Raw genomic sequence first — 11,847 nt, forward strand, 5'->3', positions numbered from 1 at the left:
AAACTATGGGATTTTGGAGTAATTTATTTGGGGGCAAGAAAAATGACGGAAAGTCTTACGCTAATAGATTGGCATGGGTAGGCTGGGACATACACAACCATATCCTTCCAGGGATCGATGACGGTAGCCCCAGCGTTGAGGAATCTTTGATCCTGATCAAAGGACTGAAGGAGTTGGGTATACATAACAGCGTTTCGACACCGCACGTTATGGCCGGGGTGCACAACAACACACCGCAGACCATCAAATCTGCTCATGCAGAGTTAAACGACCATTTAAAGGCAAATTCGCTGGATTTTAAACTTAACTTCAGCGCCGAGTACATGATCGATGACCAGATTCAGGAATGGATCCAGGCAGATAATCTGTGTCTGATCGCTGATAAGTACATGCTGGTAGAAATGTCCTACCTCTCAGAGTCCAAGGCCCTGTTCAGTGTTATCAAGGACATCCAGGATCGGGGATACCAGCCCATCCTTGCTCATCCCGAGCGCTACAATTATTTCCACAATAATTTCAAGATATTCGAAGAGATCAAACAAGCGGGTTGCCAACTGCAGTTGAACCTCCTTTCCATAAGCAAGTACTACGGAGAGAACGTGAAGACCTGTGCTCTGACGCTGATCCGTGCTGGGATGTATGATTTTGTAGGTACAGATATGCACCATACGCGGCACTTGGAGGCACTCAAGACGGTGGTTACCAAATATGACATCCAAGAGTTATTGAGGGGAAATCCAATCAAAAATTCAAAACTTTTCGAATCCAAAAGTGAAAAGAAAACAGCCTGACTGATTATCCAGGGGAGTTCACGGTCAAGGAGATAAATCACTTTGCCAACCCTGCCCTGATCCTGATATTCGATCCCCAGAGGCTTTGGGCGTTCTTTATCTCAGGTTAACTTATTTTGAAAATAGGTTAAGCAATGCAGCGATCGGTCTATGATTCCTTAGAGGTCGAACCTATCCTTTCGCCAAGGGGTCATATGGACTCTAAATAAAAGTTTAGGTTTCCATGGTCCCTAGTTCCTCCTCTGCTTAATAATGGACAAAGTTGGGGCATTTAACTATATGTTCCTTGACCTAGCCATACTCCATAGATTGAATCCATGAGACAATCACCTTATTATACCTTTGGAACGGTCGAATCTTTAAGTATCAATAACTAATTCCCATTTTTTAATTTTAAAGCGCCCGATTTTTCGAAAATTCTTAAATTTCCCGGAAATTTGTGGATTTGGATCCGCTTTTGCCGGTCAAATTTATATTTCTAGTAAATCTACGGGGAACCAAACTCTTTGAATTGCAGGAAAGTCTCTAAAGAAGAAAAATATAGACTTTCCTTCGTGTAGATTAGCGTTTTTTCACTCTTTTTTTGATAATTTAGTTCTATCACCTACCTTCGGCAATGGTCCTGAAATAGGCGGGTACCACCGAAAAATAGATTAACAAATGATCCTAATAGTTGACGACAAACCCGAAAACATCTTTTCTTTAGAAAAGACTCTGAAATTTAAAGGCTTTCGTACCGATTCTGCCCTTTCTGGAGAAGAGGCGTTGAAAAAATGCCTCAAGAACGAATATGCCCTGATCATCCTAGATGTACAGATGCCCGAAATGGACGGTTATGAAGTCGCAGAGTTCCTGTCATCGACAAAGAAGACCAAGGATGTCCCGATAATCTTCCTGTCCGCCGTCAACAGGGAAAAGAAGTATATCGCCAAGGGCTACGAATCAGGCGGCATCGATTACATTACCAAACCGGTGGACCCCGATATCCTTTTGCTGAAGGTTAATACCTTCTATCGACTATACGAACAGACGGCAGCATTGCATAAAATGCAGGAAGAGCTGCAGAGAGAAATCGAATGGCGCAAATCAGCTCAAAATGAGCTTTCCTCAAAATTTGAGGAACTGAACACGACCCTAGAATCATTGCCCCAGGTCGCTTTTACAACGGATTCCCAGGGGAATGTGGATTTCGTTAACGAACAGTGGTTCCGGTATTCTCATGATAGGTCCACATGGCCCGAACTCCATCCCGAGGATGGACACATTTTTGAGAAATGGAAGTTCCAATTGGAAGACAAGCTTCCATTGGAGGCAGAATTGAGGCTTCGGGAAAAACAATCTGATAATTACCGTTACCATCTCCTAAAGCTTGTGCCCGTTGCCCAGGGGTCAGCTGGGCACAGCTGGGTCGGTACCATGACCGATATAGATGAGCGCAAGCAATTAGAAAATAAAAAAGATGAATTCCTGAGCGTTGCGAGCCATGAGCTCAAGACCCCATTGACCAGTATCAAGGCCTTTGCAGAAATATCGCTGCGCTCAATGAAGGACATGAAGGACCACCGTGCCTACAATTATCTCTCCAAGGTTAAGGAACAGGCTGAAAAGCTCCATAGCCTAGTGGAGGACCTTCTGGATATATCCAGGTTGGAAAACGGCGGAATTAAAATCGCCCTTCAGGAAGTTGATTTCGAAGATCTCATCCAGCAGTCTGCTGATTCTGCAATGGTAGAACACCACGGTTCCGCAATCAGAATTGAGCGAACAGGCGCAAAGATCGATAGACCGATTTTAGCTGATCCCATAAGGTTGGAGCAGGTCCTGACCAATTATCTCAGCAATGCCATAAAGTACGCTCCAGGTTCGCAAGTAGTCCGCATTAACACAACTGTTAAGGACGATGCCCTGACCATAGAGGTCAGCGATGAAGGCATAGGGATCCCAGAACAGAAAATTCCTTTTGTCTTTGACAAGTTCTACAGGGTACAGGAAGCATCAGCAAAGTTCCAGGGCCTAGGCCTAGGACTGCACATTTGCAAAGAGATCATTTCCCTTCACGGGGGAGAATGTGGGGTCAGGAGCAAGCTTGGAGAAGGATCGACATTTTTTTTTACTCTCCCAATCAATAAATAATGGCAAAAAACGTATTTAGGAACCTTCAGATCGGTTTCGGTTTTTCCATGGCCATCCTTCTGGCCTCCTCCGCGGTCATGTTCCTCTCGCTCCGCAAACAGCGGGAGAACAAAGCCCTTATGGATCAGTCCCAACGGACCATACTCAATTCTCAGTTGGTCCTGATCGACCTGCAGAATGCTGAAACCGGACAGAGGGGCTATCTGCTGACAGGCCAGGAAGAGTTCCTGGCGCCGTACCGGGACAGCCGTAGGGATCTGCCCCAGCACCTGGGCAACCTTGTCAATGGAGATCTGAGCCCAATCCAAGTGACCAGGGCCCAAGGACTCGGGCGCTTGGCCATGGAAAGGATTGAAGTGCTGGAGGAACTCATGGCACAGCGTTTAAGTTCCGGCAACCTATCTCCCGATCACCTAGACAGAGGGAAATCGATCATGGATTCATGTAGGGTCCTTATCGGCGAGATCCAACATGAGGAAGAAGCCAGGGAAGGAAAGCGTTCCGAGGAACTAGATAGCTCCACCTTGACGACTACCATCTTGTTTGCCTTTGCCTCCTTAATGTCCTTGGTCATCACTGCCATCCTGTTCTGGAAACTTCGAGGCGACTACAGAAGGCGGGCAGAACTACAGCAGGAACTGCTAGAGAAGGACAGTGACATGAAACATAGGTTGAACATTATCAGGGGGATCGCCCGACAGGTTACCAAGGGAAACTATTCTGTGATCATAGATGACACGAAAAAGGACGATCTTGGGAACATAGCTGAGAGCCTTCGCATAATGACCGAGTCCCTGAAGAAGAACTTTGATCAGCTCCAAAGGAACGAATGGCGGAAAAATGGACTGGCCCAGCTGAATTCAGGTCTGATGGGAAACCCCGGTCTTGAGGAAATTGCAAAGTTCAGCATGGAATTCATCACCGACTACATGGATTTGGAGAACGGAGCAGTTTTCATGGTCGAAAGGAGTACGTTCAAGGTCATGCATACCGTCGGGCTCCAAAGCCTGCCTTTCTCAGAGGTCCCACTAACTGGAGGTATCTTGGGAGAGGTCTACAGGACCAAACGGTACAGGGTCCTAAAGGACCTATATCCAGAAGAGTTCAAGCTTTCCTTTGCACAGGGTGAAATATTAGTCCGCCAGATTGCATTGGTGCCCATTATCTACCAACAGGAATGCATGGGGATCCTCGAAGTCGGTTCTCGGGGAGATATAAGCGAAGAGAAGATTGGGGTAATTTCCGACTTCTGTGAAACCATCGGGATATCCATGGCCGCGGCACAGAGCCGGCGCAGGGTCCAACAGCTATTGGAAGAAACCCAGACCCAGACTGAGGAGCTTCAGGTCCAGCACGCAGAACTGGAGACCCTCAATAGCGAGCTGGAAGCCCAGGCCGGTAGGTTGAGGGTCTCAGAAGAGGAGCTAAGGTCCCAGCAGGATGAGCTCCTGATCTCCAACCAGGAACTCGAGAAAAGATCACATCTCTTGGAGGAAAGAAACCAGGTGATCGTCGCACGGAACAGGGAAATCCAGGAAAAAGCAGAAGCCCTTGCCCTGAGCACCAAATACAAATCGGAGTTCCTTGCCAATATGTCCCATGAATTGAGGACCCCCCTTAACTCCATCCTCTTGCTTTCCCGTGTGCTCACTGAGAACACGGATGGAAACCTTAACCAGGAACAGGTTGAATCAGCCCAGGTCATCTGGTCATCAGGAACAGGGTTGCTTACCCTGATAGACGAAATATTGGACCTTTCCAAGATCGAGGCAGGGAAGATGGACATAGAGCTCGAGGAATTTAGGTTGGCAGACCTCATTTCGGAGCTCCAGCAGATGTTCAGTCCCCTCACCAAGGAAAAGAACCTGGAGCTCCGGATCGAGAATGGACTGCCGGGAGATTTCAACCTGAAAAGCGACAGGCTCAGGTTGGAACAGGTCCTAAGGAACCTGCTGTCCAATGCAATCAAGTTCACAGAAAATGGCCACATAACCCTCAGGGTGGAGAGGACCTCTGGACCTGGGGCTTGCGTCCGGTTCCATGTCAGAGATACAGGGATCGGGATTCCCCAAGAAAAACAGAAACTGATATTCGAGGCCTTCCAACAGGCGGACGGGTCTACCAGGCGGCAATACGGGGGAACCGGCCTGGGACTTTCGATCAGCAGGGAAATCGCAAGATTGCTACATGGTGAGCTTACCGTGGAGAGCACCCCGGGCCAGGGAAGCTGCTTTACACTCTCACTGCCGCTTGATTTTGTGAATGGTGAGCAGATCGATGTCCAAAATGAGGAACCCATAGCTCCCCTAAATGAGGCCTTAGAGAATCCGGCAATTGGTCCTGGTATCCTTATCCCGCAATTTATTCCAGATGACCGAGGGACCATTGTTCCGGGAGACAAGGCGATCCTGATAGTGGAGGACGATGAAACTTTCGCCAGATTGGTACTGCAATATGCAAGAAAAGCTGGCTACAAGGCAATAGCTGTCGGCAGGGGTGACCTGGCCATGGAAGCTGCCCTGAGGTTTTCGCCGAAGGCTATCCTGCTGGACATCGTCCTGCCCCATATGGACGGGTGGCAGGTTCTCGAAGGATTGAAGTCCAATCCGGATACCCGTCATATCCCAGTCCACATGATGTCGGCCGAACAAGCCAAGAAAAGCGAAAGCATACGCAGGGGCGCAATCGATTTTATCAGGAAACCTTTCCAAAACCAGGGCTTCCAGGAGATTTTCTCCAAAATAGATTCGGCCTTGAGCAACGGTCCCAAAAAGGTATTGATCGTTGAGGAAAATCCAAAGCACGCCGAAGCGCTTTCGTCCTATCTTGAGAGCTTCGACATTTCCACAGAGGTGAAGTCCTCCCTTGAACAGGGGGTAAAGGCCCTTACATCGGGTAAAGTTGAATGTGTCATCCTGGACATGGGGATCCCGGATCCAGGGGCATATGAGACCCTGGAAACAATAAAGGGCCAAGATGGCCTAGAGGACCTTCCCATAATCGTCTTTACCGGAAAGAGCCTCTCTGGGCAGGAAGAGATGCGCATTAAGGAATATGCGGACTCGATCGTCCTGAAAACGGCCCATTCCTTCCAGAGGATCCTAGACGAGGTGAGCCTATTCCTTCATCTGGTGGAAAATAAGACATCTGGTTTATCTCCGCAGGTGAATGCAAAAGGTAGCCGACTTGCCGAAATCTTGCATGGAAGGAAGGTCCTGATTGCCGATGATGATATCCGCAACATCTTTTCCATATCAAGGGCCCTGGAAAAATTCAATATGGAAATCTACTCTGCCATCGATGGTGTGGAAGCTTGCCAGGTCCTGGAAAGTCATCCCGACATCGACATCGTGCTGATGGACATAATGATGCCAAAGATGGACGGTTTCCAGGCCATCGAAAAGATCCGTTCCATGGAAATCTTCAGCAAACTCCCGATAATCGCAGTCACGGCAAAAGCGATGATGGGAGACCGGGAGCGGTGCATGAAGGCAGGAGCCTCAGATTATATATCCAAACCTGTGGATCTGGACCAATTGGTCTCTTTGCTCCGGGTGTGGCTTTTTAACCGTTAAACCTTAGAAAACAGATGAGCATATTGATTATTGATGATGACAGGCGGAATATCTTCGCCCTTAAGACCGCACTCAGATCAAGGGGGTACGATTCCCATGGCGTCCTCAGTGCCCAGGAGGGACTTGACCTCATAGAGGTTGGAATGGGCATCAGCGTAGTGCTGCTGGACATGATGATGCCGGAATTTGATGGATTCCAGTTTTTGCAGCACATCAGGGATTCCAGCGGGAAGGATTACCCACCCGTAATTGCGGTGACAGCAAAGGCCATGAGCGGGGACAGGGAGAGGTGCCTTGGTGCGGGCGCGGATGGTTACGTATCCAAACCAGTGGATATAGATGTTCTCCTGGCCGAGATCCAGGGTTTAACGGGAGGGTGAGAATGGATATCGATTCCCAGTTAGATATTTTCCTTTTCAGGTTCCTCGAGGAATTCGGCTATGATTTCACAGGTTATAGCAGGGACTCCATTCAGAGGAGGATTTTACGGATTATGTCCTTATGGAAGGTTTCCGATCTGGAGGAGCTCTTGGACAGGATGCTCATGGAAAAAACATTGGCAGGGGACTTCGTGCAACAGGTCAGCGTTCCCCTGACCACGATGTTCCGAGATCCAGCTTTTTTCCTGGCCCTCCGTCAGCACGTGATCCCTTTCCTGAGTACCTTCCCCCTGATCCGGGTCTGGGTAGCAGGTTGCTCCACTGGTGAGGAAGCGTATTCAATGGCCATATTGTTAAACGAATCTGGACTTCTTGAAAGGTCCCTGATCTATTCAACAGACCTAAACCCAGTCTCTGTGGAGCGTGCGTCCATGGGCCTGTTTCCCTTAGAGAACCTTGGGGAATTTGCAGATAATTATGTCAGTTCGGGCGGTACTAGGGATCTATCTGACTATTACTTGCCTAAACTGGGCAGCATTAGCTTCAATGATGAGCTCCGTTCCCGAATGGTGTTCTCTACCCATAACCTTGCCAGTGACTCTTCCTTTAATAGCTTTCAGCTTATCCTGTGCAGGAATGTTCTGATCTATTTCAGGCGCTCCCTGCAGGGTTCGGTAATGGAGCTCTTCCACACGAGCTTGGAAAATGGCGGATTCCTAGGCCTGGGTCCCAAGGAAACCCTCCTGTTCTCCTCGCTTAGGGATAGGTTCCAACAAGTTGGTGACCAAAAAATCTGGCGGAAAATAAATTAATGTTTCAAATTTTGGGGAGATTTAATATTTTCGCATAATACAATGGAAAACAAAAGGATACTTATTTTCGATGACGACCGGCACGTACTGGAGATATTTACGATCGTGCTGGAGGACATGGGGCATATCGTCGAACAGTGCCAGACTTCTCATGATGTTCTGGAAAAAGTGGAAAGGTTTCAGCCTGACCTGATATTGATGGACAATTGGATACCGGATATCGGAGGTGTAGCAGCAACCCAGATCTTGAAATCAAATCCCCAATATCGAGACATCCCGGTAATCCTGGTATCAGCGAACAGCGACATAGAAGACTTGGCCGCCACTGCAAAAGCTGACGGGTTCCTTTCCAAACCTTTTGACCTTGACAGTCTGGAGGGCATAGTCAATGAAACCTTCCAGGATAAGATAAAATAAATAGAATCCAAAAAGGTCATTTCGTTTTAAAAAGCGAATGTTGAACTAGGGTGATGTACCAGACACTTTGGTAGGTTTCCTAAAAAGAGCAGCCTAAGCTCCGATCTGTTTACCGCCGGGACAAACAACCGGGAAAATATGTGTTTTTCATAGAATCTTTATCTGATGATACTTAGACTGATCGCTTCCTGACCCCTCTTTCTGGTAGTCGGTTAGGTATATTCTAGGCGTGTTTCCTCATCAGTGGCTTAATGGGATTATAGCTATTTCTTAGAAAAACGTATCCCTTAGCTCTGCTAAATCTGTTATATCCATAACTTTCTTCCCTTAGGAACCTTTCATGCCTCTCTGTTCTCAGGGCATAATGGACGGTAACCCCTCCAATGGAATTTATTTTTTTAACCAGCGAAAAATCCGGGACTTATCTGTCTTGGCAACCTTTGAAGAGCTTTAATAGTTTTTTCTGTACAGCTGCTTCCCTATCCCTTTTGTTTGCCCTTGCGTTCCGCTTGATCCAGCTGTCCAGTTTTCCCGCTTCGAATTTTTCCAGTATAACGGGACATATGTAGCTTTTTCTTGCTATCGATGGTGTATTGCCAAGATGGTAGGCCACAGACCTGACTAGTTCTTTGCTGCTCTTCTCCCTTACCTTTATATTTCCTGGGTAATTTTCCAAGAGATGTCCCAATGCTCGAAAGCAGGCATTCCACGTCCTGATGGTCTTGCTGGTCACGTCTCCTGCATATACCTCAGAAAGGTAATTGTTCAAATGGGTTGGTTGGATTGGCCTCTTTTTATTTTGGTGATCAAAGTATTGCAGGAGTTGCCTGCCCGGTAATTCCAATAATCTTACGATCTGGGAACAGATCATTTTCTTGTCACACGCTTTCTCCTGTCTGATTCCTCTCTTCCCCTTATATCTGAAAATCAACTTGCCATTGATTATCTTGACATGCCTGTTCTGCAGTGTTGTGAGACCGAATGATCCATTTGAGTTACTGTAGAATGTATTTCCCGGTCTTATTGAAGTATATTGTATGATCGTAATTGCCAGGGCGCACACGAACCTTTGATCAAGATTCTTCCCTTTCAGGTCCCTTGCCAATTGCTTTTTCAAGGCTGCCAGTCCCTTACCGTAAAGGTATAGCTTGCTGAATTTGTTCTGGTCCCGAAAGGAGGTCCAATTAGCGTGGTAAATATATTGCTTTCTCTGTCTATTATCGAGTCCCGTGGCCTGGATGTGCCCATTTTTGTGGGGGCAGATCCATACATCCGTCCAATTTGGCGGTATCGACAGAGAATGGATGCGAGATAAAACCGAAGGATCAGCGATCTGGGATCCTTCATGGTCACAATACTCAAATTCTCTTCCGGTATTGATCCTGTAAATTCCTGTTGAAAAACTACGTATGTACCTAAAGGATTTTTTTGCTGCCATTTTCTTTCCGAGCGGTTATATTGTCCGTTTGCTTACTAGGGATAATCTCCTTGCTGACTAATTTGTTTTAACATTTGGTTATTTCCTGGAAAGAATCTCCTAAGGGCCTCCTGCCACCAATTATCTTTCTCCGTGACGACGACGGCACCTTGAATCAAATACTCATCGTTCAATGTCGTTCCACCATTTATTTAAAGAACTTAATATCTCTCTTGGTTCAATGGTTCGTTTTACAGTTTAGCGATTGCATTCCCTGAGCCTTTCAGGATTGACTCCTCGGACTCAGTATGGCATTTAATGCACCCCCTTGGAATCCGGGGATCAAAATTTTGCCATTTCCATTTTGATTTTATGTTCAACCCGATGTGATTTCCGAATAGACCTTCAGCGCGACCTGGATGGGATCTGGCTTTCTTTTCCCACTAAGGATAACCAAATCGGTCCTAATCGACCTGGATCCGTTAAAATCCTACCGTCGAGCCTGGGAAGGCGGTATATCGTCACGGTATTTAGGACAGAGAGGGTCCTCTTCGTACAAGTTGTGACCTTCCCCAGACTCTATTATTTGTCCATTTAACGGCACAGGTTCTAGGTTCTGCCGAGAAAGATAATTTAATAGGATGGTTTACCCCTCCAGATTCTTTCGACATGCCATTGGTTGGATGGGATAACCGAAGTATCTGGGGGGAGAGCTAGGTAGAGTGAAGGTCTGTATGTGCACCTCTAGGGAGCATCTTGGGAAAAACGGACAAGCTCAGGGAAATAAGTCCCCTAGATCAGCAAAGGTCCCCTCTGATGGTGAGAGGGACCTTCTATCGCTGGACATTATAACTATGGAAAATAACAAGACAGATAACAAATCCCGGCCCAATTTATGCAAAGGTCGGGATTCGTGTTGATACTGAGAATTAATGGGAAACTAATTAGCAGCATTTAAGAGACCTGGTTCCGGTGAAGGAACCGGGTCCACGATGGATATATAAACTTAATTTGATCCTCTTCTGGTGCAAATTTAAAATCGGACAAAAGACAAATCAAGGGATTTAAGATTTTTTAACAGTTTCTTGAGAGGCTGCTCTTCAAACATCCCCGATCTTATTACCAAGGGCAACAGTTATGGATCACAAGGACAGGGTAGCTGGCAGTCCATGCCTGGTACGGAGGGTACTTTGGATGTTTACCAGGAAATGTGGGGAATAAATGCATGTAAGGCAGTATGAGCTTTTTGACCGTCCTTAAACGGCCAATAAATAACATAGCGGTTTTGGAGCCTAGGATACAATCAAGGCCGCCAAGAAGGTGAAAGGTGCAACCCGTATAACCCTGTTGTCCAAGGGGTAAGGTTTAGATGGACGTCCGGTGCCGGGAGATAGAATAGTGACATGGACTGGAAATGTACGTTCTGGGTCTCAATTTAATATTTTGTGAATCAACGCGGATACCAAAGCTAAGGGGATCGCCAATAGATAGTAGCCGGGGTGTAGGCCGTCCGATAAATATTTTCCTACTACCATGAAAAACATTGCGCACAGCGCGGAACAGCCACCGAATATTACAGCGGCACCATACCAGTCCGCTCTCGAAAACCGAAATGGTGAACAGCTGGCCTTTCTCGCCAATAAGGTCCTTATCGCCAAGGCCAGGTAATAGATATAAAATGCCCAGAACAGGGATACTAAAAAATAAAACACTGTACGTTCTTCACAACCCATTGTCTGCCTTCGTAAAAACACAGATATCTCCCAAGACCACTTGTCAACCATATCGATTCGTGGATAGGGAATTACCCGCAAACTACTAATTTACCAAATTTCCGGTATTCCCAAAGTTTTTTCCCTACGGCCACTTTGTACCGACGGGACTCCGTTCGCCGCTCAACCTAATTTGACCGGCTCCTATTTGCCCAATTACCTTCGGGCCATACCATTCTGGCGGTTTCCGGATTGTTCAGGTACCAGAGATGGTACCAAATGGCAATCCTGATGCTTCCAATCGCTGGAGAATTGTTGTCAATCGGTTACGCACAGTGCCTGCCAAACTGTTACCCTTCACCAAATCACCTAGCCATGTCGGTCATCAGCTGCGTCCTCAGCATTCCGGGATTAACCCGATTAAGGTCATTGCGGGCTGATGGCTTGTTAAATAGCGTATGTGATGGCATCGGTCCTTCCAGATCTGACTGGATTTCCGGAGCTCGTGACAATTCCAGTATAATTGGCCTGGATAGATGCTATGCTAAATTGAATGTAGCGCTGTCTCTCAGGGGAACTATGCTTTAAGGGGAAATCCCTGTTCAGTTTA

At 46.9% G+C, this 11,847-nt stretch carries 8 protein-coding genes; 7 read left to right on the top strand and 1 reads right to left on the bottom strand.

Features of this window, described 5'->3' with window-relative positions; all coding sequences use genetic code 11:
- Positions 1 to 5: 5 nt before the first annotated feature.
- The 6 genes from ACWIB3_RS03395 (at position 6) to ACWIB3_RS03420 (ending at position 8,108) form a co-directional block, all read left to right on the top strand.
- Positions 6 to 791: a tyrosine-protein phosphatase gene (locus tag ACWIB3_RS03395; RefSeq protein WP_454290866.1), complete on the top strand. Its 786-nt coding sequence runs from the start codon at positions 6 to 8 to the stop codon at positions 789 to 791.
- 660 nt (positions 792 to 1,451) lie between these two features.
- Complete coding sequence (locus ACWIB3_RS03400) at positions 1,452 to 2,924, top strand: hybrid sensor histidine kinase/response regulator (protein ID WP_093099522.1); 1,473 nt, start codon at positions 1,452 to 1,454, stop codon at positions 2,922 to 2,924.
- Positions 2,924 to 6,499, top strand: a complete 3,576-nt coding sequence (locus ACWIB3_RS03405; RefSeq protein ID WP_454290867.1) for a response regulator — start codon at positions 2,924 to 2,926, stop codon at positions 6,497 to 6,499. Before ACWIB3_RS03400 ends, ACWIB3_RS03405 begins: the two co-directional genes overlap by 1 nt.
- A gap of 14 nt (positions 6,500 to 6,513) precedes the next feature.
- Positions 6,514 to 6,879 carry a response regulator gene (locus ACWIB3_RS03410; RefSeq protein WP_093099520.1) on the top strand — a complete coding sequence of 122 codons (366 nt, stop codon included), beginning with the start codon at positions 6,514 to 6,516 and terminating at the stop codon, positions 6,877 to 6,879.
- Positions 6,880 to 6,881: 2 nt separating this feature from the next.
- Positions 6,882 to 7,691, top strand: a complete 810-nt coding sequence (locus ACWIB3_RS03415) for a CheR family methyltransferase (RefSeq protein ID WP_454290868.1) — start codon at positions 6,882 to 6,884, stop codon at positions 7,689 to 7,691.
- 42 nt (positions 7,692 to 7,733) lie between these two features.
- Positions 7,734 to 8,108, top strand: a complete 375-nt coding sequence (locus ACWIB3_RS03420) for a response regulator (protein WP_093099517.1) — start codon at positions 7,734 to 7,736, stop codon at positions 8,106 to 8,108.
- Between the two features lie 421 nt (positions 8,109 to 8,529).
- Here the strand turns inward: ACWIB3_RS03420 and ACWIB3_RS03425 are convergent, their stop codons facing one another.
- Positions 8,530 to 9,546 carry a DNA topoisomerase IB gene (locus tag ACWIB3_RS03425; protein WP_454290869.1) on the bottom strand — a complete coding sequence of 339 codons (1,017 nt, stop codon included), beginning with the start codon at positions 9,544 to 9,546 and terminating at the stop codon, positions 8,530 to 8,532.
- A gap of 1,970 nt (positions 9,547 to 11,516) precedes the next feature.
- On the opposite strand from ACWIB3_RS03425, the gene ACWIB3_RS03430 reads away from it, so the two are divergent.
- Entirely contained in the window at positions 11,517 to 11,825 is a 309-nt protein-coding gene (locus ACWIB3_RS03430) for a hypothetical protein (protein WP_454290870.1), read from the top strand.
- Positions 11,826 to 11,847: the final 22 nt, after the last annotated feature.

The organism is Sphingobacterium sp. NPDC055431 (assembly GCF_053644255.1).